This window comes from Streptomyces sp. AC512_CC834, from assembly GCF_019049325.1.
In the GTDB taxonomy this organism is placed as follows: Bacteria; Actinomycetota; Actinomycetes; order Streptomycetales; family Streptomycetaceae; genus Streptomyces.
On the sequence record NZ_JAGMUO010000036.1, the window covers coordinates 1 to 23,467 of the forward strand.

Below are 23,467 nucleotides of genomic sequence, written 5' to 3' on the forward strand. Positions count from 1 at the left end.
GCGGTGAGGGGGCGTGTGTCGCGCTCGCGAACGCCGGGACCGGCGGGCGGGTCGGGGGCCGGGGGTCCGGCGGGCCGGGGGTCCGGCGGGTCGGCGGGTCGGTGGGTCGGGGGTCTGGAGGGCTCAGCGGGTTGGCGGGTTGGGGGTCCGGCGATTCGGCGGTGAGCGGATGAGCGGATGAGCAGGTCGGTGGGTCGGGGGCCGAGGCGGCAGAGGAGTCGGGGCGAGCGTATGGCGCGCGTAGGGGCCGGACCGGGGCCGGATACGGGGCGATGAGGGGCGTGTGTCGCGTTCGTGCTCGTGCATGCCGGGAACGGTGGGTGGGTCGGTGTGTGTGGGCGGGCGGGCGTGTCATGATCGGCGCCGGACGGAAGTCGGGCCGGGCGACGGAAGGGTGCGGGCGTGAGGCTGACGATTGTGGGCGGCGGCGGATTCCGGGTGCCGCTCGTGTACGGGGCGCTCCTCGGGGACCGCGGCGAGGGACGCGTGACCCACGTCGTCCTGCACGACCTGGACGCGGACCGGCTGACGGCGGTGACCCGGGTGCTGGCCGAGCAGGCCGCCGGGGTGCCCGACGCTCCGGAGGTGACCGCGACCACCGACCTGGACGAGGCGCTGCGCGGCGCCGACTTCGTGTTCTCCGCGATCCGCGTCGGCGGCCTCCAGGGACGCGCCGACGACGAACGGGTCGCGCTCGCCGAGGGCGTCCTCGGTCAGGAGACGGTCGGCGCGGGCGGCATCGCGTACGGACTGCGCACCGTCCCGGTCGCCGTCGACATCGCCCGCCGGGTGGCCCGGCTGGCGCCCGACGCCTGGGTCATCAACTTCACCAACCCGGCAGGACTCGTCACCGAGGCCATGTCCCGGCACCTCGGCGACCGCGTCATCGGCATCTGCGACTCGCCGGTCGGCCTCGGCCGCCGCATCGCCCGCGTGCTGGGCGCCGACCCGGACCGCGCCTGGATCGACTACGTGGGCCTCAACCACCTCGGCTGGGTACGGGGCCTGCGCGTCGCCGGACGCGACGAACTCCCGCGCCTGCTCGCCGACCCGGTGCTGCTGGGCTCCTTCGAGGAGGGCCGGCTCTTCGGCCCCGAGTGGCTGCGTTCCCTCGGCGCGGTCCCCAACGAATACCTGCACTACTACTACTTCAACCGGGAGACCGTCCGCGCCTACCAGGAGGCCGACCGCACCCGCGGCGCGTTCCTGCGCGACCAGCAGGCCGGTTTCTACGACGCGATGCGCCGCCCCGCCGCCCCGGCGCTCGCCACCTGGGACCGTACCCGCGCCGAACGCGAGGCCACCTACATGGCCGAGAACCGGGAGACCGCGGGCGCGGGCGAGCGCGAGGCCGACGACCTGTCCGGCGGCTACGAGAAGGTGGCGCTGGCGCTGATGCGGGCCGTCGCCCGCGACGAACGCGCCACCCTGATCCTCAACGTCCGCAACTGCGGCACACTGTCCGCCCTCGACCCCGACGCCGTGATCGAGGTCCCCTGCCTGGTCGACGCGAACGGCGCCCACCCGGTGGCCGTCGATCCGCTGCCGGACCACGCCACCGGCCTGGTCTGCGCCGTCAAGGCCGTCGAACGCGAGGTCCTGACGGCGGCAGGGAACGGCTCCCGCGCGGCCGCGGTGCGCGCCTTCGCCCTGCACCCTCTCGTCGACTCGGTCAACGTCGCCCACCGCCTCGTCGACGGCTACACGGCGGTCCACCCGGGGCTGGCGTACCTCAGATGAACCGGGCCCCCCGGCGCGCCGTCCGCTACGCGGGAGCGCCGGCCGCCGGGTCCGGCGCGGGGGCTCCCCGCCGCCGGGCCCCCGAGGCGGACGTCACCGGTGCCGCCGTCGCCGTCGCCATGGGTGCCGCCGTCGTCGCCGGTGCGGGCGCGGACGACGGAACGGCGGCGAGGTCCGTGCGCTGGGGCGGCAGGGACACCGGACGCAGGGGACGCGGGCCGGACACCACCGTGTAGTCCTGGCCCAGGAACGGCGGCTCCAGCTCGCCCGGGTCGTCGCCGAGGGCCAGCCGGACCGCCGCCCACGGCATGTTGATCCCGCACAGCGCCAACTGGTGCAGCCCGCCGGCCGGGCGGGTGTTGACGTCCATCAGGACGGGCCGGTCGCCGTACATCCGGAACTGCACGTTGGACAGGTGGTGCAGCCCGAACGCCTCGGCGATCCGCCGCGCCGGGGCCAGCCACTGCTCGTGAAGGGTGAACCCCCGGCGGCGGCCGTTCTTGGTGCGGCCCACCGCCGTCCGAACCCGGTTGTCGGGCCCGGTGAGGCAGTCCACCGAGACCTCCGGCTGCTCCAGGCGCGGCATCACCAGCCAGTCCACGGGCTCCTCGGCCGCCCGCAGCGCCTCGACGACCAGGGGCAGCGGCACGGACGGGCCCGGGAAGCCGTCCAGGTGCGCGAGCGAGAAGGGGTCCCGGGTGACCATCCGGAAGCCCACGCCACCCGCGCCGGAGGCCGGCTTGAAGCACGCCCGGTGGCCGTTCTCCTCCAGTTCCTCCACCGCGCGGACCAGTTCGTCCGCCGTGCGGACCCGCCACCAGGGCGGCACCGGCACGCCGATCGCCCGGAGCGCCTCGTAGGCGATGATCTTGTCCTGGAAGACGGCGACCGCCTCCGGCGGCGGCGCGAGCAGCGCCGTACCCGCCGCCTCGAACTCGGCACGGTGGGCCACGATCGCCGACTGGTGCAGCCGGGGCACGAACACGTCGATGCCGCGCCGCGCGCACTGGTCGAGCGCGTACTCGACGTAGCCGGCCGGGGACAGGCCCTCCGGCTCCAGGTCGGCGGTGTCGGCGGCGGCCAGCACGGGGGAGTCCGGGTCGCCGTGCGTGGCATGGATTTCGACGGCCCGGTCGGCGGGGTTTCTCCGGAGCTGATCCACGAAGAAGACGTTCTCCGCGTACGTACGGTTGAGCCAGACGCGTACGGGAGAAGCCATGCAAGCCGCCTTTCAGGGTTCGCGGGCAGGCCGAAGCGAGGCCGTGCCCGGCCAGGGGGTTGGAGGGACACCGGGCCGCTCTGCGCGAGGGGAGAGTCGTGGCGGTGGTGTTGGGGCGATCATAGGGGTACGCGCGCCCCGGAACGCAAAGCGCGTCACGCGGATGCTCCGGCACCGCCGTACGCCGGTCCTTCGGGCCCCGCTCCCGACGCGGCCCGTGCCGCGCTCCGACGGGTCCCGTGCCGCGCTTGTGACCGGAGGCGGGCATGTGATCTCGTGGCATCGAACGCTCGTCCGGAAGGGGTGGGGGATGACGTCGACGGCCGACGCTCCGGGGCAACTGTGGGCCATCAGTGACCTGCACATCGGATACGCGGAGAACCGCGCCCTGGTCGAGGGGATGCGCCCCGAGTCCGACGACGACTGGCTCCTGGTGGCCGGCGACGTGGCGGAGACCGTCTCCGACATCCGCTGGGCCCTCGGAGTCCTCGCGGACCGCTTCCGCCGGGTCGTCTGGGCCCCCGGCAACCACGAACTGTGGACACACCCCAAGGACGCGGTCACCCTGCGCGGCGCCGCACGCTACGAACACCTCGTCGGGATGTGCCGCGAGCTGGGCGTGACCACACCCGAGGACCCCTACCCGGTGTGGCGGGGCGCGGGCGGCCCGGCGGTCGTCGCGCCCCTCTTCCTGCTCTACGACTACTCGTTCCTGCCCGCCGGACGCACGACCAAGGCCGAGGGACTGGAGTACGCCCACGGCACCGGCGTCGTGTGCAGCGACGAGTACCTGCTGCACCCCGACCCGTATCCCAGCCGCGAGGACTGGTGCCGGGCGCGGGTCGCCGAGACCGAGCGCAGGCTCGCCGCGCTCCCCGAGGATCTCCCGACGATCCTCGTCAACCACTACCCCCTGGACCGGCACCCCACCGACATCCTGTGGTACCCCGAGTTCGCCATGTGGTGCGGCACCACGCTGACCGCCGACTGGCACCGCAGGTTCCGCGTCGACACCATGGTCTACGGGCATCTGCACATCCCGCGCACCACCTGGCACGAGGGGGTCCGCTTCGAGGAGGTCTCGGTGGGCTACCCCCGCGAGTGGCGCAAACGACCGGGACCGCCCGGACGCCTCTCCCGCATCCTGCCGTCGCCCTCGCGCCTGGAGGTGGCTCCGTGATCGGGGAACTGCTGCCCGACACCGTCGTCACCGTCGAGGCGTACGGCCACGACGACGCCGGACACCTGCCGCTCCTGCCGGAGGAGGAGGAGATCGTCGCGCGGGCGGTCGCCAAGCGGCGCCGGGAGTTCACCGTCGTACGGTCCTGTGCGCGCCGGGCCATGGAGAAGCTCGGCGTGCCCGCGCAGCCGGTGCTGACCGGCGAACGCGGAGCGCCGCGCTGGCCGGCCGGTCTGGCGGGCAGCATGACCCACTGCGACGGTTACTGCGCCGCTGCCCTGGTCCGCCTCACCGACCTCGCCTCCCTCGGTGTCGACGCCGAACCCGACGGGCCGCTGCCGGACGGCGTCCTGGAAAGCATCGCCCTGCCCGCCGAGGCGGTGCGCCTGCGCCGGCTGGACGCGGAGCGGCCGGGCATCCACTGGGACCGGCTGCTGTTCAGCGCCAAGGAATCGGTCTACAAGGCGTGGTTCCCCCTCACCGGGAAGTGGCTGGACTTCTCCGAGGCGGACATCGAGATCTCCGTGGGCCCGGACGACCCGCGCGGCGGCACCCTGCGCGCCGCCCTCCTGGTGCCGGGACCGACCGTCGACGGCAGGCGCCTGACCCACTTCGACGGCCGCTGGACCGCCCGGGACGGCCTGGTCGCCACGGCGGTCACGGTCCCGCGCACCTGAACGTGCGCCCGGCCCGTCGCACCTGAACGTGCGCCCGGCCCGTCGCGGCGGAATGTCGAACCGGCCCGCCGCGGCCGGGCGTCGAGCCGGCCGTCGCGGACCGTGTCATGGGCGCGGGCACCAGCTCCGCAGCAGCCGGAAGAACGCCTCCTCGTTCCCGGTCAGTCCCGCGGCCTCCAGGGCCCGCTCGGCCTCGGCCAGCACGGAGGGCGGGACGACGGGCGGCCGGGGAGGATCGCCCGGACCCGCCCCGGTGTCGAGACCGGCCCGCACGGTGTGCAGGAGCCGCAGGTAGGCCTGAACGGCGGTGCGCTCGCGGTCGGTCGGTACGGCGGTGGTAGTGGTCATCGGTCGGCTCTCCCCACAACGACGTCAGCGGTCACGCGCCCCCGCGCGGCGGTGGCACCCTCCCAGCTTGCCGCCCACCACTGACAATCCCCCGGACCCCGCCCCGGGTACGGCGCACGACGCGCTCACGAATCGGTTGGCCTGACGTTCTCCAGGAGCATGTCCAGCCACTCGGCGACCTTGTCGCGGTGCTGGTCGGTGGGCAGTTGAGCGGCCCGCCAGGCGATGCCGCGCACGCCGTGGTCCTGGAGCAGTTGCTCCAGCGGGTCGTCGGCGGCGGCCGCCGCCTCCCGCTCCCGGTCGGCGAGCTGCTGGAGCAGTTCCTGCTCGGTGTGCTGGAGGACGCCCGAGAGCGCCTCGGGGTCCTCGGCGGTGAGGAATCCGGCGTGCACGCGGAAGAAGCGCTGAATGGCGTCGCAGTGCTCCATGGTGGGGCGCCGGTCGCCGTTGATGAGTGCGCCCGCCTGCTGTCGCGACATGCCGGCGCCGTCGGCTATCTCCTGCTGGGTGTACTTGCGGCCGTTCGGTTTCAGCCGGGTGCGGCGCAGCAGGTCCAGGCGCTGCACGAACCGGGTCTGCACATCGGGCTCACCCGCCGGCCGGCCGCCGAGCAGGGCCCCGACGACGGGCTCGGGGACGCCGGAGGCGGCGGACAGCCGGCCGACGTCGAAGACCTCGGTGTGTGCCACGCCGAGCCGGTCCGCGAGTGCGGCGACCCGGGCGACGAGCGTGGTCAGCAGGGTGGTCGCGGTGGTCGCGGTGCTAGGCATGGCGCCCGGACCTTCGAAGCCACCCGTCACCGACAGCTCTCCTACGTCTCTCACAGGCCTCACAGGCTTCTCACAAGCGGTTGCCGTGAACTCCCGGAGAGTAGCCTGCCGCTCGAACTCACATCCAGGTATCGCCACAACTGTGGCCTATTTCAGCCGTCAACAGGCACGAAATGCCACGATAGTTGACACGCCTCGTGCCGGGGCACCAGGATGCGGGACGCCGCGAGAAGGCCGCATAGGCAAGAGGGGTGACCTCCCGATGGCATTTCAGGCAGGAGGGCAGCGGCCGGCGCCGCCGCCCGCCCCCGCGACCCCCGAGGCCCAGGCCTATCTCCAGGACTACGCCGCGCTCCTGGAGGCCGTTCCGTTTCCCTCTCTGGTCGTCGACCACGGCTGGGACGTGGTGCTGGCCAACGGCGCCTTCCGGACACTCTTCCAGGGCGCGGGACCGCACCCCACGGCCATGCCGGACGACAACTTCCTCCGGTTCGTCCTCTTCCACCCGGACGCCGCCGCGGTCCTCGGCGAACACGAGTCGAGCTGGTGCCTGCCCATGCTGGCGCACTTCGCCGCCACCCTGGAGCGGTACGGCCACGACCCGGGTCTCCAGGCCGTCCGCAGGGACATCGCCCAGGACCCGATCATGGAGGCCGCCTACCGCCAGGGCCTGCCGCACTGGATCCGCGCCGTCGGCGCGCGGGCCGTCGAACACGACGGTGCCGTACGGCCGCTGCACCACCCCGATCCGCGCCGGGGCACCACCGAGTGCCGGGTCGTGGTCGAGACGCCCAGGGCGCTTCAGGAACTGGGCTACACCCGGTTGACGCTCGTCCTGCGGGAGCCGCGCCGCGCCGCACACCGCTCGCCGAGTGCCCGCCGCACCGCCTCCCACCTGAGGGTGGTCCCCTCCGCCGAGTGACGACCGCTCGCACGGTCGGCCGGAGTCGGCGGCCGAAGTCGACAGGGTGGCGGCCGGGGTCAGCGGGGTGGCGGCGCGTCCGTCTTGACCGGCCCGGCCGCCCCGCGTTTCGCCGCCTGGATCTGCTCGTACACATGCGTGCGCAGCTCGGCGAAGCGCGGGGCCACCCGGGTGTGCACCTGGTCCCGCCCGCCGGGCAGATCGACCTCGAGCTGCTCGCGCACGACGGTGGGGGAGGCGGACAGCACGACCACCCGTTCGCCCAGGTAGACGGCCTCGTCGATGTCGTGGGTGACGAACAGGATCGTGATCCCGCGCTCCCGCCACAGCCGCCGTACCAGATCCTCCAGGTCCGCGCGGGTCTGCGCGTCCACCGCCGCGAAGGGCTCGTCCATCAGCAGCACCTCGGGCTCGTACGCCAGCGCCCGCGCGATGGCCACCCGCTGCTGCATGCCGCCCGAAAGCTGCCACGGGTAGGCCCCGGCGGCGTCGGCGAGACCGACCGAGGCGAGGGCGTCGGCGACCAGCTCCCGGCGCCGCGTCCTGCTCAGGTCCTTCTGCCGCAGGGGCAGTTCCACGTTCTCGCCGACCCGCATCCACGGGAACAGGCTGCGCCCGTACTCCTGGAAGACGAACGCCATCCCGGGCGGCGGACCGGCCACCTTCCGCCCGGCCAGGAACACCTCGCCGGCCGTCGGTTCCAGCAGCCCGCCCACGCACTTCAGCAGCGTCGTCTTGCCGCAGCCCGACGGGCCGACCAGGCAGACCAGTTCACCGGCCGCCACGGTGAATGTCAGGTCGCGCACCGCCTCGACGCACCGCCCCGATCCCTCGTACACCTTCTTCAGGCCGCGTACGTCGAGCATGGACCGCCCTTTCACGAGCTTCACCTGGACCGCCGGGAGGCGGCGCGCAGGCCGTGGTACCAGCCGAGCGCCCGCCGCTCGACCAGTTGGAAGAGGACCGACAGGACGAAGCCGAGCAGACCGAGCAGCAGGATGCCGGTCCACATGTCGGGGATCGCGAAGGAACGCTGGAACTGCACGATGGTGAAGCCGAGCCCGTTGCTGGCGGCGAACATCTCGCTGATCACCATGAGGATGATCCCGATCGACAGCGCCTGGCGCAGCCCCGCGAAGATCTGCGGGCTCGCCGAGCGCAGCACCACGTGCCGCAGTTGTGCCACGCCCGTGATGCCGTAGGAGCGGGCCGTCTCGGCCATCACCGCGTCGACCGCCCGGACCCCCTCGACCGTGTTGAGCAGCACCGGCCAGACACAGCCCGTCGCGATGACGACGATCTTCATCGTGTCGCCGATGCCCGCGAACAGCATGATCACCGGTACCAGGACCGGTGGCGGCACGGCCCGCAGGAACTCCAGCACCGGCTCGCACACCGCCCGCACCCGCCGGTAGGAGCCGATCAGCGTGCCGAACGCGACACCGGCGACGGCCGCGAGCGTGTAGCCCGCCGCGAGCCGCAGCACGCTGGGCAGCACGTCATCGCGCCACCGCTCGCCGGTCCACACGTCCGGGAAGGTCTCCAGGATCGTGCGCAGCGGCGGCCAGTACACGTCTTCGCTGCCGGCCGAGGACACCCACCACACGGCCACCAGCACCGCGGGCAGCGCGAGCACGAACACCAGCCGCAGCAGCAGGCGCCTCAGCCTCACACCGCCACCTCCCCGCGCACCGACTGGTGCCAGGCCAGCGCCCGCCGCTCCACCGACCGGGCGCCCACGTTGATCAGCAGCCCCAGCAGACCGGCGACCACGATCAGCGCGTACATCTCGGGCACCGCCTGCGAGGTCTGCGCCACGGCGATCCGGGCACCGAGGCCCGGTGCCCCGATGACCAGTTCGGCGGTGATGGCGAGGATCAGCGCGACGGCCGCCGCCAGCCGCACCCCGGTCATCACGTACGGCAGCGCGGTCGGCCACAGCACGTGCCGGATCCGCGCCCAGGTGCCCAGACCGTACGACCGCGCCGTCTCCTCGGCGACCGGGTCGATGTCCTGGACGCCGTACATGACCTGGATCAGCACCTGCCAGAAGGAGGCGTACACGACCAGGAGCAGCACCGACCTCAGCTCGGTGCCGTACATCAGCACCGCCAGCGGGATCAGCGCGACCGACGGGATCGGGCGCAGGAACTCGATCGTGGACGCCGTCGCCTCGCGCAGGTACGGCACCACGGACAGGAGTACGCCCGCCACGATCCCGGCGCCGACTGCGATCGCCAGTCCCAGCGCCCAGCCGGTGAGGGTGTCGCCGAGCGCGGTCCAGAACGCGCCGTCCGCGACCTCCGTGCCCAGTGCGTCGGCGATGCGGCTGGTGGGCGGGAAGTACTCCTCCTTGACCAGGCCGAGCCGCGGCACCGCCTCGCCCAGGGCGAGGAAGGCCGCGAGCCCGGCCGCACCGAGTGCGGCGTTCGCGCCCCTCACGGCAGCAGCTCGTCCAGGTCCGGCGTCTGCTTGAACAGGCCGTCCGCCTCGCCGAGCTTCGCCAGCTCCTCGATGGCGGCACGGTTCGGCTCGGCCGGCCACTTCGGCAGCGTCACCTTCGCCAGCACGTCCGCCGGGATCTTCGTGTACGTGGTGACGATCTCGCGGACCTCGTCGGGGTGCGAGTCGGCGTACGCGAGGGACTCGGCGGTGGCCTCCTGGAACTTCTTCACCATCTCCGGGTGTTCCTGCGCGTACTTGATGGAGGTGAAGTACATGGCGACGGTGAGCTTCGGCGCGATGTCGATCATGGGGGAGGCGATCTCCCGGCCGCCCTGGTTCTTGATCGTGGCCAGCGCAGGTTCCACCACCATCGCCGCGTCGATCCGCCCCGCGTCGAGCGCGGCCGGCATCTGGTCGAAGGCCAGCTCGACCAGCTCCACCTCGTCGGGGTCGCCGCCCGCCTTGCGCACCGAGGCCCGCACCGCGGTCTCGTTGATGTTCTTCAGGGTGTTGATGGCGACCTTCTTGCCCTCCAGGTCCTTCGGCGACTTGACGGGGCTGTCGCCCTTGACGGTGAGCGCCTCGAAGTCCTTGCCCACCTCGCCGGTGGAGGCGATGCCGTTGGCCACCGCCTTCACGGGCACGTTGTTGGACTGGGCGATCATCAGGGACGTCATGTTGCTGAAACCGAACTCGAACTGCCCGCTGACCACGCCGGGCACGATCGCCGCGCCGCCCTGCGCGCTGGAGAAGGACAGCTTCAGCCCGCGCTCCTCGAAGAAGCCCTTCTTCTGCCCCAGGTACAGCGGCGCGACATCGACGATGGGGATGAGACCCACCTCGACCTCGGTGGTACCGCCGGACGAGCCGGACCCGTCGGACCCCCCGGACCCTCCGGAGTCGTCGGACGAGCCGCACGCCGTGGCGGCGGCCAGGACGGAAACGGCCGTGAGGCCGACGAACAGACGACGCGACGGACGACGCATTACTCCCCCTGTGGGACCGGACCGGGTACTCCGACAGGCTGTGCGCAGACAGCACGAACGTGCTCAGCGGGAACGTAGGGCCCGCGTGGAGTCCGGGTCAATGCTCCTGTCGAGATGGGCCGTTGAGGATTCAATCGGGAGTCGTTGACAGTGCGCGACGCGCACTCATAGCGTGCGCAGCGCGTACGGTCGTTCGTGCCGCACGTCCCGCCGCACCGTCCGCCGTGCGGCTTCTGCCGGAGGCCAGATGTCCGAAGACGCAGCCCGCGCACCGTACTTCGTGAAGTCCTTCGAACGCGGCCTCGCCGTCATCCGGGCCTTCGACGCCGAGCACCCCGCGCTGACCCTGAGCGAGGTCGCCCGCGCCTCGGAACTGACCCGCGCGGCGGCCCGCCGCTTCCTGCTCACCCTGGCCGACCTCGGCTACGTCCACACCGACGGCCGCCGCTTCCGCCTCACCCCGCGCGTGCTGGAACTCGGCTACTCCTACCTGGCCGGCTTCACCCTGCCGCAGATCGCCGAGCCCCATCTGGAACAACTCGTGGCCCAGGTACGGGAGTCGTCCTCGCTGTGCGTCCTGGACGGCGACGACGTCGTGTACGTCGCCCGCGTCCCGACCAGCCGCATCATGACCGCGTCGATCACCGTCGGCACGCGCTTCCCGGCACACCTGACCTCCGTGGGCCGGGTGATCCTCGCGGCCCTGCCGGACGCCGAGGTCGACATCCGGCTCGCCCGCGCCGACCTGCGCCCGCACACCGCCCGCACCCTCGCCTCCGCGGACGCCCTGCGCGCCGAACTGCGCCGGGTGCGCCGGCAGGGCTACGCGCTCGTCGACCAGGAACTGGAGGACGGCCTCAGGTCCGTCGCCGCGCCGGTGCGCGACCGGGACGGCGAGGTGGTGGCCGGCGTGAACATCGCGGTGCACGCCGGCCGCAACTCCGTCGACTCCGTACGCCGGGACCTGCTGCCGCACCTCCTGGCGACCGTCGCCCGCATCGACGCGGACCTGAGGATCACGGGTCCGGCGGTCACAGGTCCAGCACGAGCCGCCGGCCGCGACACCGGGACACACAGATGAGCATGGTCTCCCCGGAGGCCCGCTCCTCCTCGGTGAGCACCGAGTCCCGGTGGTCCGGCTCGCCCTCGACGAGCTCCGTCTCGCAGGTGCCGCAGGTCCCCTCCGTGCAGGAGTAGAGCACCTCGACACCGGCCGCGCGGACCGCGTCCAGGACGGACACGCCCGGCGCGACGGTGACGGTACGCCCGCTGCGCGCGAGCGCGACCTCGAACTCGAACTCCGCGTCCTGGCCGTCCGTGTCCCGGGCGCCGCCCGCCGCCTCCCCGGGACTGAACCGCTCCACGCGCAGGATCCCGGCCGGGCACCGCGCCTCGACGGCGTCCAGCAGCGGACCGGGCCCGCAGCAGTAGACGAGGGTGCCCTCGGGCACGTCGTCGAGCACGGAGGCGAGGTCCAGCAGCCCCGCCTCGTCCTCGGGAGCGAACGTGACCCGGTCGCCGTACCGCTCCAACTCCCCGGCGAACGCCATGGTGTTCCGCGTCCGCCCGCCGTAGAGCAGGCTCCACCGGGCGCCCGCCTCCTCGGCGGCGGCCAGCATCGGCAGCAGCGGGGTGATGCCGATGCCACCGGCGACGAAGCGGTAGCGGGCGGCCGGCTCCAGCCGGAAGCGGTTGCGCGGACCGCGCACCCGGACCTTGTCACCGACCCCCAACTCCGCGTGCACATAAGCCGATCCGCCCCGCCCGGCGGTCTCGCGCAGCACGGCGACGCGCCACACCTCCCGGTCGGCCGGGTCCCCGCACAGTGAGTACTGCCGCTCCAGGCCCGGTCCCAGGAGCACATCGATGTGGGCGCCTGCCTCCCAGGCCGGCAGCGGTTCGCCCAGGGGGTGGCGCAGGTCGAGGACGAGCACGCCGTCGGCCACGGGCTGCCTGCGGCCGACGACGAGTTCGGCTTCGTACACCGTCATGAGCCGCATTCCCAGAGGTCGTGTCCTTGGCCGTGTCCTTGGTCGTGTCCTTGTGGGTGGGCGAGCATCCAGGTCCACATCGCGACGGGATCCTCGGCTGTGTGCTCGGCGCCGCAGTGGCAGGTGCCGTGCAGGACGTCGGTGCCGGGCAGCCAGTCGATGCGGTAGATCTCGCCGGTGCGCCCGCTCACCGGGCCGCTCGCTGCACGGGCTTGTCGCCCTCCTCCACCAACCGGGCCAGGATGCGGCGGGCGGCCAGGCCACCGGTGTCGATGTTGATGCTCAGCTCCTGGTAGCCGGTGCGTTCGGCGCCGAGCGTGCGCTGGAGCAGGTTGAGCGCGTCGACGTCCTGCATGACGACCGTGTGGTTGTTCTTCCGCAGGAACTCGGTGACCTCGGCGTCGTCCGTCGCCCAGTCCCGCGAGACGGCCCAGAAGTCGTACACCTTGCCGTCGGCGGACGGGGTGATGGCGTAGGTGATCTCGGTGTGGAAGCCGTGCGGATCGTCGCCGCCGGGCTCGGGCACCACACCGGTGGGAGCCACCCTGCTGTGCAGCAGATACAGACACGGCGCGTGGTACTCGATGTCCTGCCACCGGTCGATGCGGCCCTCGACGCCGGTGGACTTGGCGTAGAACGGCGGGCACTCGGCGTCGTCCATGTGCCGGCTCACCCGCACGAGCCCGGCGCCCTCGTCGACCTCCGTGGTGATCGGCGTCTGAGCGACCTCGGGCGTGCCGATGTAGCCGCCGTGCAGATACGTCTCGTGGGAGAGGTCGAGGAGGTTGTCGACCAGCAGCCCGTAGTCGGCGTCGATCGGCTCCATGCCCCGGACCGTGACCCAGCCGGGGGAGTCCAGGTGCCGGGCCCGCGGCACGGCTTCGGGGTCGGCCGACGCCGCGTCGCCGATCCAGACCCACACCAGCGAGTCCTGCTCCACCACCGGGTAGGAGGCGACGCGTGCGGTGCGCGGGACGCGTTTCTGACCCGGCACGTACACACAGGTGCCGGTCGTGTCGTACGTGAAGCCGTGGTACCCGCACACGATCCGGTCGCCGTCGAGCCGGGTCGGCGCCTCGGAGAGCGGGTAGCGGCGGTGCACGCAGCGGTCGTGCAGGACGACCGGGCGCCCGTCCTCCTCGGTGCGGTAGAGCACGAGCGGCTCACCGAGGATCGTGCGCCCCAGCAACTCGCGCCCCACCTCGTGGCTGTAGGCGGCGACGTACCACTGGTTCCTGGCGAAGGCGGTCATGTGCGGCATCGTTGCGGCTCCCGTCCGTCGTGGGTGCTGGCATCGTCGAGGAGGGCGTCGCGGGGTGGCAACGCCGCTTCCGCCTCACGGAAGGGGAACGGAAGGGGGGGGCGACGGAGAGGCGACGGGGAGTGTCGGTGGGTGCCCCTAGTCTTTCGCCAACGTCACGGCGGGGCGCGCCGATCCGGGCCGCCCCACGTGCTGTGCCGGGTGTTCCGAGTGGTGGGAGAGGCGAAGCGCGCATGGGCTGGCTGGCAGCGGGCGACACACCCAGCCTCCCAACCCGCACCTCCCGCTGGAGCGGTGGAAGCTGCCGATGTACGACCTGCTCGACGGCGAGACGCCCGCCCTGGGCGTCGTCGTACCGCTCCGGCCGGTCGCCGGTCTGTACCGCGAGGCCTGGCAGTGCGTCCTGGACGGGGACGAGCCGCGACTGGACGAACCGGAGGTGCCGCGACCGCGGAAGCGCCGTCGCTGAGTTCCACCACTGGAGGGGGACGGCCGTCGCGTGCGGCCGTCCCCGGCCGGACCATCCCCGTCCGCTCGCCCCGCGTACCGGCGACTTTCACTCGACGGCCACTGGGACCTTCCTGACCGTTGGGTGTTCCTGGAACACTCCATTCGCGCGTGTTCCCCCCTGTTCCGGCACCGCCCGTCCCCGGCCGGACTCCCCCCAACGCGAGAGGTCCCTCATCCCATGCCCGAAGTGAACCGGCGCAGATTCCTCCAACTCGCGGGCGCCACCACGGCGTTCAGTTCGCTGTCCGCGAGCATCGAGCGGGCCGCCGCGCTCCCGGCGAACCACCGCTCGGGGACGATCGAGGACGTCGAGCACATCGTCGTCCTGATGCAGGAGAACCGTTCGTTCGACCACTACTTCGGCAGACTGCGCGGAGTCCGCGGCTTCGGCGACCCGCACCCGGTGACGCTGGACAGCGGCAGGTCGGTATGGCATCAGCCCAAGGGCGACGGCACCGAGGTACTGCCCTTCCACCCGGAGGCCGACGACCTCGGCATGCGGTTCCTGGAGGGGCTCCCGCACGGCTGGCCCGACGGGCAGGACGCCTACCACAACGCCAAGTACGACCGGTGGCTGCCCGCCAAGGGCACCACGACCATGGCGTACCTGGACCGCGAGGACATCCCCTTCCACTACGCGCTCGCCGACACCTTCACCGTCTGCGACGCCTACCACTGCTCCTTCATCGGCTCCACCGACCCCAACCGCTACTACCTGTGGTCGGGTCACACGGGCAACGACGGCGAGGGCGGCGGCCCGGTCCTCGGCAACGACGAACTCGGCTACGACTGGACGACGTACCCCGAGCGGCTCCAGGAGGCCGGGATCTCCTGGAAGATCTACCAGGACATCGGCGACGGCCTGGACGCGGCCGGCCACTGGGGCTGGATCGACGACGCCTACCGCGGCAACTACGGCGACAACTCCCTGCTGTACTTCAACAAGTACCGCGACGCGAAGCCCGGCGACCCCCTGTACGACAAGGCCCGCACCGGCACCGACGCGAAGAGCGGCGAGGGCTACTTCGACCGGCTCCGTGCCGACGTCAAGGGGGACCGGCTGCCGAAGGTCTCCTGGATAGCCGCCCCGGAGGCCTTCTCCGAGCACTCCAACTGGCCCTCGAACTACGGCGCCTGGTACATCTCCCAGGTCCTGGACGCGCTCACCGCCAATCCGGCGGTGTGGGCGAAGACCGCCCTGTTCATCACGTACGACGAGAACGACGGCTTCTTCGACCACCTGGTGCCGCCGCTGCCGCCGAAGTCCGCCGCGCAGGGCCGGTCCACCGTCGACGTCTCCCTGGACGTCTTCGCGGGCAGCGGCAGCCACCGCGAGGGTTTCTACGGGCTCGGCCCGCGCGTGCCCATGCTGGTCGTCTCACCCTGGAGCAAGGGCGGCTTCGTCTGCTCCGAGACCCTCGACCACACCTCGGTCATCCGGTTCATGGAACGCCGCTTCGGCGTGCGCGAGCCGAACATCTCACCCTGGCGGCGCGCCATCTGCGGCGATCTGACCTCCGCCTTCGACTTCTCCCGCAAGGACAGCCGTCCGGCCCGCCTGCCGGACACCGACGCCTACGAGCCGCCGGACCGCGAACGCCACCCGGACTACCGGCCCACCCCGCCCGCCGACCCGGACATGCCCCGCCAGGAACGCGGCCGGCGCCCCACCCGCCCACTGCGGTACGCCCCGCACGTGGACGGCGCCGTGGACGCCGCGGCCGGGAAGTTCACGCTCACTTTCGCCTCCGGCGCCGCGGCCGGCGCCGCCTTCCTGATCACCTCCGGCAACCGCACCGACGGCCCCTGGACCTACACCACCGAGGCCGGCAAGGACATCGCGGACACCTGGAACTCGGCCTACTCGGGCGGCTCCCACGATCTGACCGTGCACGGCCCGAACGGCTTCCTGCGCGTCTTCCGGGGCCCCAGCAAGACCGCCGGACCCGAGGTCACCGCCCGGCACACCGGCGACGACGTCCGGCTGACCCTCACCAACACCGGCACCGGGACGGCCCGTCTCCGGGTCGAGAACGCCTACGGCGGCCGGAGCAGAACCTTCGCCGTACGCCCAGGCACCACCGTGCGCCACACCGTCGACCTCACGGGCAGCCGCCGCTGGTACGACGTGACGGTCACCTCCGAGTCCGGCCCCGCGTTCCTGCGGCGCTTCGCCGGGCACGTGGAGAACGGGCGGCCGGGGGTGAGCGACCCGGCGATCGTCACGGACTGAGCCGAGCCAGGTGACTAGAGCCGCGTGAGGCGCCCCGGCCCCGGCCCCGGCTGCCGGGGCACCAGCACCGGTCCGACCTGCCTGGGTCCCTCCGGTTGTTGCTGCGGCTGCGGCTGCGGCTGTGGTTCCGGGTCGTCCGGCGTCGGGGCGGCGGGCTCCGGACCGGTGGGCACGGGCTGCCCCGTGGTCGCGCGGCTGAGCTGGAACACTCCCCAGGCGGCCAGCGCCGCACCGGTCAGCGCGAGCAGCACGCCTCCCGCGCCGCCCCGCAGGCGTTCTCCGAGCAGGGACAGCCCGATCACCGCGGCGGCCACCGGATTGGCCAGGGTCACCACCGCCAGCGGAGCGCCGAGACCGCCCCGGTACGCCGTCTGCGCCAGCAGCAGCCCGCCCGCCGCGAAGGCGGCCACCAGCACGGCCACGCCGACCACCTGGAGGCTCAGCAGCGGGCCCGAGCGGTCGGTGACGGCGACGGTGACGGTCTGGGTGAGCGCCGAGGCGACCCCGGAGGCGATACCGGAGGCTGTGGCGTGCCGCAGCCCCGGCCGGGTGCCGGGCCGCGCCAGCACGCCGATCAGCGCCGCCGTCGCGCCGGACATCACCAGTGCCTCGGGCACGCTCAGCGTGTCGTCGGGCGCGGGCCCGGACGCGGTGAGCAGCAGTGCGCCCAGACCCAGCAGCGTCAGTCCGATGCCCCGCCACTCGACCGTGCTCACCCGCCGGCCCGCCAGTCGCGCCCCCATGGGCACCGCCGCGACCAGGGTGAGCGCACCGAGCGGCTGCACCACGGTGAGGGGACCGTACTTGAGCGCCACGACGTGCAGCAGTGCGGCCGAGGCGTTCAGCGCGACCGTCCACCACCAGGCTCCCGAGGCCAGCAGCCGCAGCGTGCCGGTGCCGGAGGTGCGCGAGGCCAGCCGCTCCTGGGCGACGGCCGCGGCGGCGTAGGCGCAGGCCGAGACGAGGGACAGCACCACGGCGACGAGGGCGGCGTTCACCGGCCCGCACCGACCAGTCCGTGCTGCTCCGCGGACGTCCGGCGCCGGAACTCCGGCCGATGGTGGGGCACGGCGCACCGCGGCCGGTGCGGCCGGTGCGGCAGGCGGATCACGGCCAGCGCGAGGCCGAGCAGTGCCGCGGCCACGATCACGTCGAGCCAGTAGTGGTTCGCGGTGCCCACGATGACCAACAGCGTCACCAGCGGGTGCAGCAGCCACAGCCACCGCAGGCGCGACCGCGTCGCGACGATCAGACCGATCGCCAGCATCAGGGCCCAGCCGAAGTGCAGCGAGGGCATCGCCGCGAACTGGTTCGACAACTGGTCGGTGCGCGGCGGGCCGTACACCGAGGGTCCGAACAGCCGGGCCGTGTCGATCAGACCGGTGGCGCCCAGCATGCGCGGCGGGGCGAGCGGAAAGAGGAGGTGCAGCACCAGCGCGGCGCCGGTCACCGCGGCCAGTACCCGGCGGGCCCAGACGTAGTGCGCGGGCCGGCGCAGGTAGAGCCAGACCAGGAAGGCCAGGGTGGCCGGGAAATGGACGGCGGCGTAGTAGGTGTTCGCCACGTGTATCAGCGTGTCGCCGTGCAGGAGCAGGGACTGCACCGTGCCCTCGTCGGGCAGCCGGAGGACGCGCTCCCAGTCCCACACGTGGTGGGCGTTGCGGAAGGCCTCGGCGGTGTGGCCCGTCGCCAGTTGGCGGCCGAACTTGTACACGAGGAAGAGCCCTGCCACGAGCAGGAGCTCACGGACGAGCGGTGGGCGTGCGGGCGCGTCCGGCCCCGCTGGTGCAGGTTCGCTGCGGGCTTTCATCCCCCGGCCCCTTCGCTGACGGTGGTGCGTGTGGCTCATCGGGTACGGGGGCGCGTGTGACGGTTCTCATCGATACGACCTCGTTCCGATACGCCAGTGTACCGATACGATGGCGTTCCGGTACACTGGCGTATCGATAGACATTGGACACACTGGAGTGCGGGGCCGCGGTACGGCCCCCGGAGCCACGAGCGGAAGGAGCGGGGACGATGATGTCGCAGGCCGCGGACCGACCGGAACCGGTCGGCAGCTCGCGTCGCTCCAAGATCACGCCCGAGCGCGAGCAGGAGTTCTTCGACGCCGTGCTCGACCAGCTCCGCTCCTGCGGTTACGACGCCGTCACCATGGAGGGCATCGCCGCCAGCACTCGGTGCAGCAAGTCCACGCTCTACCGGCAGTGGAGGACCAAGCCCCAGTTCGTGGCCGCCGCGCTGCGCTCCAACGGCCGAGTGCGTTTCGCCGACATCGACAGCGGGTCGCTCGCCGAGGACCTGCGCCAGGCGGCGTGGGCCGCGGGCGAGGGTGCGGGCAAGGACACCGGGCTGCTCCAGGCCCTCGGTCACGCGGTCATGGAGGACCCGGAGCTGAAGGGCGCGCTGCGCGAGGCGCTCGTCGAGCCGGAGATCGCCGCGCTCATGGGGATCCTCGCGCGCGGTGTGGCACGGGGAGAGGTCCCCGCCGGCCATCCGGCGCTGGAGTACGTGCCCGCACAGCTCTTCGGCTTGCTGCGGATGCGGCCCGTACTCGAGGGCGAACAGGCCGACGGGGAGTACCTCGTCCGGTTCGTGGAGGCCGTCGTGCTGCCGGCGCTCGGCCTTCCCTGAGACTCAGGTCGCCGTCCACGGGATGACTGGACGGTGACCTGGCCGCGCCGCACCGTGGGGACGGGGGCGGCGCGCAACCCCGGCCGGGCGGGGCACCCTTTGAGCGGAAGGGCGCCCCGCCCGGCCGACAGTTTTCCGGCCGCCGCGCGGACCTGTCCGGGCCGGGCGTCCGACCGGGTAGCCGGTCACCCGGTCACCCGGTCACCCGGTCAGACGGTCGCCCGGGCAGACGGTCAGACGTCCTGTCCGTTGCCGCCGCCGGAGTCGTCCACCTCGATGCCCTTGGTGATCTCGTCGATCACCGTCTGCTTCTCCCCGACGTCGACGCCGAAGCGGACGACGACGATGCGCTCGGGCGCGGCGGGCGAGGGGAAGGCGAGCGACTCGACATAGCCGTCGGAGCCCTTCGCGGTGACCGCCTTCCAGCGGACCAGGTAGCCCTTCTGCCCGGCGACCGTGACCGCCTTGGCGGCCAGCTCCTCGTGCGAGGTGATCGAGCCGTAGGACTTGCCGCCGTAGGATTCCTCGGCGTTCGCCTCGATGTCGGCCTTCGCGACCTCCTCGGCGGTGCCGCCCTCGGTGCCCAGCACCATCGCCGGAGCCGAGTACGCGCCGCCCTTGGTGCAGGTCGCGGAGGTGTCGCCGGGACACTCGTAACTGTCGTCCGACGTGACCGACGCGCCCACCTGCAACTGCTGTCCCGACCAGCCGTCGGGAATGGGCAGGCTGATCCCGCTGACCGGGTCCGTCACCGATCCGCTGTCGACCGTGGGCGGCTCCGACCCCTGCGGGGAGTCCGGCGCCGGCGACTGTCCGTCCTCACCACCGCCGCCGCCGCCGCCCGAGTCGCCGAAGGGGTTGCCCTCGCCGCCGGGACCGCTCCGGTCCTGCTGCGAACTGCCCGCGCTGTCGCCGCCCGAGCCGTCGTCGGCGAGCACGTACACGCCGACCCCGATGCCCGCCAGCACCGCCACGGCCGCCGCGACGGCTATGCCGGTACGCAACCGGCGCCGCCGCGCGGACGGCGGCTGCACGGGAAAGCCCGGATATCCCGGGTGCGCGGGATACGGCCCGGGCACACCGTCCTGCACCGGGGGCTGCACCGGGGACTGAGTGCCGTCCTGCACCGGGGACTGCGCGGAGGGCTGTACCGGCGGCTGCGCGGGAGGAGCCCCCACGGCGGCCGGCCCCGCGGCGGCCGGCCCCGCGGTGCGGACCTGGTCGGTCCACGCCTCGCCGTCCCACCAGCGCTCGGTGGCGGGACCGTCATTCTTCTGTCCGGGGTCCGAGTACCACCCGGGAGGAGTCGCCTGCGTCATGGGCACACCGTATGAGGCGTCGGTGAAAGCCGGATGAGAGGCCCGGCCGTACACCCCGTTCCGGCCGTGCCGCCGACCCTGCGCGCGCGAGGATGCGCGAGAGGTTGACGGACACCGGCCCACGCCGCCGCTGATGACGGGCCCGGCGCGTCGTTCACGCTTTACCGCATGTCACCCGTCACGGCAACTGGTCCGCGGAGCGCCCACCACTGGCGCGATCGGAGGGCTAGGCTCAGGCTCTGTACGTCATTCGGGCGACTCGGGGAGGTAGCGGGATGACGGAGGTACGGCGGGCGGGCGCCGGTTCGGCCTCCCTCTGGGAGCGCGACGAGGAAGTCGCCACCATCACGCGGGCGGTCGACATCCTGTGCGCGGACCGCTCGTCCCCCGGCACTCTGCTGGAGGCCCGCGGCGAGGCCGGGGTCGGCAAGACCGCGCTGCTCGCCGAGACCCGCCGCATCGCCGAGGCGCGGGGCTGCACCGTCTGGTCGGCACGCGGCGGCGAGACCCTCAGGTCCGTCCCCTTCAACGTGGTACGCCAACTGCTCCAGCCCGCACTGGTGTCCATGCTCCCGGAGGAGGCCCGCGAGTACCTGGGCGACTGGTACGACATCGCGGGACCCGCCCTCGGCATAGTGGACCCCGGTGAGCGGCAGGCCGACCCGCAGGGCGTGTGCGACGGCCTGGTCGCCGCCGTGCGCCGGCTCGCCCGCCGGGAGTGGCCGCTGGTGCTGCTGATCGACGACGCCCACTGGGCCGACCAGGAGACCCTGCGCTGGCTCGCCGCGCTCACCGAACGGCTCGACGAGACCTCGGTCCTGGTCGTGATCGCCCGCCGCCACGGCGACGTCAGCGGTGACAGCGCCCGCCACCTCGACGCGGCCGCCGCCGCGGGCCGGCCACTCGCCCCGCTGAACGCGCTCACCCCCGAGGCGACGGCCGGACTCACCCGCGCCACGCTGGGCGGCCACGCCGACGCCGCGTTCTGCCGCGAGGTGTGGGCCGTCACCGGCGGCAACCCCTACGACACCGTCGAACTCCTCGCCAAGGTCCAGGACAGCGAACTGCAACCGATCGAGGCGGAAGCCGCCGAACTGCGTGCCCTTAACCGCTCCGCCCGCGGCGGCGGACTCGTCGCCCGACTGGAGCAACTCGGCGTCGAATCCACCCGGTTCGCCTGGGCCGCGGCCATCCTCGGCGGCGGCATCACCGTCGACATGGTGGCAGGACTCGCCACCCTCGACCGCGCCGACGCCGCCCGCTGCGCCGAACTGCTGTGCAACGGCCGGATCCTCTCCGTACGCGACTCCGTACGTGACTCCGTACGGGACTCCGCCGCGGGGCAGCGGGGCGCGGGCGAGCTGGAGTTCGTCCACCCGCTGATCGCCACCGCCGTCTACAACTCCATCCCCGACGCGCTGCGCACGGCGATGCACGGCATAGCGGCCCAGTTGGTCTCCGACTCCGGACTCGGTGCCGCGGCCGCCTCCCGCCATCTGCTCCAGGTCTATCCCGACGACGACCAGGAAGTCGTCGAGCAGTTGCGCGACGCGGCCCGCGAGCACCTCGCCGTCGGAGCCCCCGACGCCGCCCGCCTATGCCTCGAACGCGCGCTGCGGGAACCGCCGTTGCCGGACACCCACGCACGCGTGCTGTTCGAGCTGGGCTGCGCCACCCTGCTCACCGCGCCCGCCACGACCATCGGCCACCTGCGTACCGCGCTCGCCATGCCCGGCCTGGACGGCGAGCAGCGCGTCGACGCCGTCTTCCGGCTCTCGCAGGCCCTGCTCCACAACGACCAGTTGGAGGAGGCCGTCCGCACCGTCGAGGCGGAGGCGGCGCGCAACCCGGACCCGTCCGCGCGGCTGCGGCTCCAGGCCGCCCAGTACATGTGGGAGGGCATCCACGCCGGCGAGACGTCCTCGCCGCGCCGCTCGGCGCGCCTCGCCGAACTCGCCGCCACCTGCACCGGCCGCGACAACGCCGAGCGCGCCCTGCTCATCCTGCGCGGTTTCGACGCCATGACCCACGGCGAGAGCGCCGAAGAGGTCGTCGAACTGTGCGACCGCGCCCTCGTCAACGGCCGTCTCGCACCCGGACTCGGCTGGACTGACACCGAGTGGGGCCTGGAACTGCCGATGATGCTGGCCAGTTCCTACGCCTACGCCGACCGGCTCGACCGCGCCGAGGCGCTGTTCACCGAGGCCCTGCGCGCCTACGAGAGCGCCGGCTGGAGCGGCGGCCACCTCTCCCTCGCGCACGCCTACGTGGGCCTCGGCCACCGCAGGCGCGGCCGGCTCAAGGAGGCTGAGGAGTCCCTGCGTGAATCACTGCGCATCGCCGAACGCGTCGGCCGCGGGCTGCCGCTGTACTGGTCGGCGATCTGCAACCTGATCGACACCCTGCTCGCCCGCGGCCACGTCGAGGAGGCCCGGACCCTCGCCGAGCAGTACGGCTTCGCGCCGCCGTACCCGTCGACGATCGTGCTGCCCGACCCCCGCTCGGTGCGCGGGCGGCTGCTGCTCGCCACCGGCCGCACCAAGGAGGGCGTCAACGAGCTGGAGGCGGCCGAGAAGGCGGCGGCCGCCCGTGGCCGGCACAACCCGGTGGTCGTGCCCTGGGCGACCGAGCTGGCCCGGGCGCTGGCCACCGAGGACCCCGGCCGCGCCGTCCGGCTGGCCACCGACGCCCGCCGCCAGGCCGAGCGCTTCGGCACGGACACGGCGATAGGAGAGGCCCTGCGCTGCGCCGCCGCGCTGGAGACCGGCCAGCGCGCGGTCCGGCTCGCCGCCCAGGCCGTCGCCTATCTGGAGGCCTCGCCCTGCCAGTACGAGCACGCCGCCGCCCGCGTGGAGTACGGCATCGCGGCCCGCTCGGCGGCCGAGCTGAACCGGGGCCTGGCGCTGGCCGACTCGTGCGGCGCCGACGGCCTGGTGGCCCGCGCCCGTGAGGCCCTGGCGGTGGGACACCCGGGCTGAGGCCCGGCCCCCCCGCCACCAGGGCCCGGCCGCCCGGCACCGGCCATTCAGGCTCGGCGTGCCTCGGCTGTCCGGCACCGGCTGTCCGGCACTGGCGATTGTGGCTCGGCGTGCCTCGGCTGTCCGGTACCGGCTGTCCGTGCATCGGCGAGTGTGGCTAGGTGTACTGCCCAGCCAGGTTGGTCGAGTTTGTGCGACGACACGGTCTGAATCTGTAGGACGGCGAAGGCCTCCGGTTGTGGAGTGGAGCTGTC

The 23,467-nt window shown here is 72.9% G+C and carries 22 protein-coding genes; 9 read left to right on the plus strand and 13 right to left on the minus strand.

Annotated features, from left to right (window positions below):
* Positions 1–402 precede the first annotated feature (402 nt).
* The gene (locus KUM40_RS15910; RefSeq protein ID WP_217166624.1) at positions 403–1,740 is read left to right on the plus strand and encodes a 6-phospho-beta-glucosidase; all 1,338 of its coding nucleotides are present in this window, start codon (positions 403–405) and stop codon (positions 1,738–1,740) included.
* A 25-nt stretch (positions 1,741–1,765) separates the two neighbouring features.
* Here KUM40_RS15910 and KUM40_RS15915 read toward each other — a convergent pair whose 3' ends face one another.
* Complete coding sequence (locus KUM40_RS15915) at positions 1,766–2,959, minus strand: ATP-grasp domain-containing protein (RefSeq protein WP_217166625.1); 1,194 nt, start codon at positions 2,957–2,959, stop codon at positions 1,766–1,768.
* Between the two features lie 310 nt (positions 2,960–3,269).
* On the opposite strand from KUM40_RS15915, the gene KUM40_RS15920 reads away from it, so the two are divergent.
* Both KUM40_RS15920 and KUM40_RS15925 read left to right on the plus strand, forming a co-directional pair.
* The gene (locus KUM40_RS15920) at positions 3,270–4,139 is read left to right on the plus strand and encodes a metallophosphoesterase (protein WP_217166626.1); all 870 of its coding nucleotides are present in this window, start codon (positions 3,270–3,272) and stop codon (positions 4,137–4,139) included.
* A complete protein-coding gene (locus KUM40_RS15925; protein ID WP_217166627.1) occupies positions 4,136–4,816 on the plus strand; it encodes a 4'-phosphopantetheinyl transferase superfamily protein in 681 nt (226 codons plus the stop codon). Before KUM40_RS15920 ends, KUM40_RS15925 begins: the two co-directional genes overlap by 4 nt.
* A 105-nt stretch (positions 4,817–4,921) precedes the next feature.
* Here KUM40_RS15925 and KUM40_RS15930 read toward each other — a convergent pair whose 3' ends face one another.
* Together KUM40_RS15930 and KUM40_RS15935 are read right to left on the minus strand one after the other, a co-directional pair.
* Positions 4,922–5,164 (minus strand): hypothetical protein, encoded by a 243-nt coding sequence (locus KUM40_RS15930; protein WP_217166628.1) that lies wholly within the window; start codon positions 5,162–5,164, stop codon positions 4,922–4,924.
* Between the two features lie 125 nt (positions 5,165–5,289).
* A complete protein-coding gene (locus KUM40_RS15935) occupies positions 5,290–5,964 on the minus strand; it encodes a helix-turn-helix transcriptional regulator (protein ID WP_217166644.1) in 675 nt (224 codons plus the stop codon).
* 232 nt (positions 5,965–6,196) lie between these two features.
* On the opposite strand from KUM40_RS15935, the gene KUM40_RS15940 reads away from it, so the two are divergent.
* Positions 6,197–6,856 (plus strand): hypothetical protein, encoded by a 660-nt coding sequence (locus KUM40_RS15940; RefSeq protein WP_217166629.1) that lies wholly within the window; start codon positions 6,197–6,199, stop codon positions 6,854–6,856.
* A 59-nt stretch (positions 6,857–6,915) separates the two neighbouring features.
* Here KUM40_RS15940 and KUM40_RS15945 read toward each other — a convergent pair whose 3' ends face one another.
* The 4 genes from KUM40_RS15945 to KUM40_RS15960 are packed head-to-tail and all read right to left on the minus strand — an operon-like array spanning position 6,916 to position 10,287.
* A complete protein-coding gene (locus KUM40_RS15945) occupies positions 6,916–7,722 on the minus strand; it encodes an ABC transporter ATP-binding protein (protein ID WP_217166630.1) in 807 nt (268 codons plus the stop codon).
* Between the two features lie 20 nt (positions 7,723–7,742).
* Positions 7,743–8,522, minus strand: coding sequence for an ABC transporter permease (locus KUM40_RS15950; protein WP_217166645.1), 780 nt, complete (start codon positions 8,520–8,522; stop codon positions 7,743–7,745).
* 2 nt (positions 8,523–8,524) lie between these two features.
* Positions 8,525–9,298, minus strand: coding sequence for an ABC transporter permease (locus KUM40_RS15955; protein WP_217166631.1), 774 nt, complete (start codon positions 9,296–9,298; stop codon positions 8,525–8,527).
* Positions 9,295–10,287, minus strand: a complete 993-nt coding sequence (locus KUM40_RS15960; RefSeq protein WP_217166632.1) for an ABC transporter substrate-binding protein — start codon at positions 10,285–10,287, stop codon at positions 9,295–9,297. Before KUM40_RS15960 ends, KUM40_RS15955 begins: the two co-directional genes overlap by 4 nt.
* Positions 10,288–10,534: 247 nt before the next feature.
* Between KUM40_RS15960 and KUM40_RS15965 the strand changes: the two genes are divergently transcribed.
* Entirely contained in the window at positions 10,535–11,368 is an 834-nt protein-coding gene (locus KUM40_RS15965; RefSeq protein ID WP_217166633.1) for an IclR family transcriptional regulator C-terminal domain-containing protein, read from the plus strand.
* Here KUM40_RS15965 and KUM40_RS15970 read toward each other — a convergent pair.
* The 3 genes from KUM40_RS15970 to KUM40_RS15980 are packed head-to-tail and all read right to left on the minus strand — an operon-like array spanning position 11,319 to position 13,539.
* Complete coding sequence (locus KUM40_RS15970; protein WP_217166634.1) at positions 11,319–12,278, minus strand: PDR/VanB family oxidoreductase; 960 nt, start codon at positions 12,276–12,278, stop codon at positions 11,319–11,321. The genes KUM40_RS15965 and KUM40_RS15970 overlap by 50 nt on opposite strands.
* Complete coding sequence (locus KUM40_RS15975) at positions 12,275–12,469, minus strand: hypothetical protein (RefSeq protein WP_217166635.1); 195 nt, start codon at positions 12,467–12,469, stop codon at positions 12,275–12,277. Before KUM40_RS15975 ends, KUM40_RS15970 begins: the two co-directional genes overlap by 4 nt.
* Positions 12,466–13,539 (minus strand): aromatic ring-hydroxylating dioxygenase subunit alpha, encoded by a 1,074-nt coding sequence (locus tag KUM40_RS15980; protein ID WP_217166636.1) that lies wholly within the window; start codon positions 13,537–13,539, stop codon positions 12,466–12,468. Before KUM40_RS15980 ends, KUM40_RS15975 begins: the two co-directional genes overlap by 4 nt.
* A gap of 307 nt (positions 13,540–13,846) precedes the next feature.
* Here KUM40_RS15980 and KUM40_RS15985 point away from each other — a divergent pair, with 307 nt between their 5' ends.
* Together KUM40_RS15985 and KUM40_RS15990 are read left to right on the plus strand one after the other, a co-directional pair.
* The gene (locus tag KUM40_RS15985; protein WP_217166637.1) at positions 13,847–14,008 is read left to right on the plus strand and encodes a hypothetical protein; all 162 of its coding nucleotides are present in this window, start codon (positions 13,847–13,849) and stop codon (positions 14,006–14,008) included.
* Positions 14,009–14,227: 219 nt separating this feature from the next.
* Positions 14,228–16,282 carry a phosphocholine-specific phospholipase C gene (locus KUM40_RS15990; RefSeq protein WP_217166638.1) on the plus strand — a complete coding sequence of 685 codons (2,055 nt, stop codon included), beginning with the start codon at positions 14,228–14,230 and terminating at the stop codon, positions 16,280–16,282.
* Between the two features lie 14 nt (positions 16,283–16,296).
* Here KUM40_RS15990 and KUM40_RS15995 read toward each other — a convergent pair whose 3' ends face one another.
* Both KUM40_RS15995 and KUM40_RS16000 read right to left on the minus strand, forming a co-directional pair.
* Positions 16,297–17,280 carry a hypothetical protein gene (locus KUM40_RS15995; protein WP_217166639.1) on the minus strand — a complete coding sequence of 328 codons (984 nt, stop codon included), beginning with the start codon at positions 17,278–17,280 and terminating at the stop codon, positions 16,297–16,299.
* Positions 17,277–18,092, minus strand: a complete 816-nt coding sequence (locus KUM40_RS16000; protein WP_217166640.1) for a phosphatase PAP2 family protein — start codon at positions 18,090–18,092, stop codon at positions 17,277–17,279. Before KUM40_RS16000 ends, KUM40_RS15995 begins: the two co-directional genes overlap by 4 nt.
* A gap of 209 nt (positions 18,093–18,301) precedes the next feature.
* Between KUM40_RS16000 and KUM40_RS16005 the strand changes: the two genes are divergently transcribed.
* Positions 18,302–18,916 (plus strand): TetR/AcrR family transcriptional regulator, encoded by a 615-nt coding sequence (locus KUM40_RS16005; protein ID WP_217166641.1) that lies wholly within the window; start codon positions 18,302–18,304, stop codon positions 18,914–18,916.
* A 233-nt stretch (positions 18,917–19,149) separates the two neighbouring features.
* On the opposite strand, the gene KUM40_RS16010 is transcribed toward KUM40_RS16005, so the two are convergent.
* Positions 19,150–20,235, minus strand: a complete 1,086-nt coding sequence (locus KUM40_RS16010; RefSeq protein WP_217166642.1) for a DUF2510 domain-containing protein — start codon at positions 20,233–20,235, stop codon at positions 19,150–19,152.
* 275 nt (positions 20,236–20,510) lie between these two features.
* On the opposite strand from KUM40_RS16010, the gene KUM40_RS16015 reads away from it, so the two are divergent.
* Positions 20,511–23,213, plus strand: coding sequence for an AAA family ATPase (locus KUM40_RS16015; protein ID WP_217166643.1), 2,703 nt, complete (start codon positions 20,511–20,513; stop codon positions 23,211–23,213).
* Positions 23,214–23,467: the final 254 nt, after the last annotated feature.

Bases quoted from the DNA above. Each gene is read 5' to 3' on its own strand.
- KUM40_RS15915 (WP_217166625.1), bottom strand. From the start codon at position 2,959: ATGGCTTCTCCCGTACGCGTCTGGCTCAACCGTACGTACGCGGAGAAC.
- KUM40_RS15920 (WP_217166626.1), top strand. From the start codon at position 3,270: ATGACGTCGACGGCCGACGCTCCGGGGCAACTGTGGGCCATCAGTGAC.
- KUM40_RS15930 (WP_217166628.1), bottom strand. From the start codon at position 5,164: ATGACCACTACCACCGCCGTACCGACCGACCGCGAGCGCACCGCCGTT.
- KUM40_RS15940 (WP_217166629.1), top strand. From the start codon at position 6,197: ATGGCATTTCAGGCAGGAGGGCAGCGGCCGGCGCCGCCGCCCGCCCCC.
- KUM40_RS15945 (WP_217166630.1), bottom strand. From the start codon at position 7,722: ATGCTCGACGTACGCGGCCTGAAGAAGGTGTACGAGGGATCGGGGCGG.
- KUM40_RS15960 (WP_217166632.1), bottom strand. From the start codon at position 10,287: ATGCGTCGTCCGTCGCGTCGTCTGTTCGTCGGCCTCACGGCCGTTTCC.
- KUM40_RS15965 (WP_217166633.1), top strand. From the start codon at position 10,535: ATGTCCGAAGACGCAGCCCGCGCACCGTACTTCGTGAAGTCCTTCGAA.
- KUM40_RS15970 (WP_217166634.1), bottom strand. From the start codon at position 12,278: ATGACGGTGTACGAAGCCGAACTCGTCGTCGGCCGCAGGCAGCCCGTG.
- KUM40_RS15980 (WP_217166636.1), bottom strand. From the start codon at position 13,539: ATGCCGCACATGACCGCCTTCGCCAGGAACCAGTGGTACGTCGCCGCC.
- KUM40_RS15985 (WP_217166637.1), top strand. From the start codon at position 13,847: ATGTACGACCTGCTCGACGGCGAGACGCCCGCCCTGGGCGTCGTCGTA.
- KUM40_RS15990 (WP_217166638.1), top strand. From the start codon at position 14,228: ATGCCCGAAGTGAACCGGCGCAGATTCCTCCAACTCGCGGGCGCCACC.
- KUM40_RS16000 (WP_217166640.1), bottom strand. From the start codon at position 18,092: ATGAAAGCCCGCAGCGAACCTGCACCAGCGGGGCCGGACGCGCCCGCA.
- KUM40_RS16005 (WP_217166641.1), top strand. From the start codon at position 18,302: ATGATGTCGCAGGCCGCGGACCGACCGGAACCGGTCGGCAGCTCGCGT.
- KUM40_RS16010 (WP_217166642.1), bottom strand. From the start codon at position 20,235: ATGACGCAGGCGACTCCTCCCGGGTGGTACTCGGACCCCGGACAGAAG.
- KUM40_RS16015 (WP_217166643.1), top strand. From the start codon at position 20,511: ATGACGGAGGTACGGCGGGCGGGCGCCGGTTCGGCCTCCCTCTGGGAG.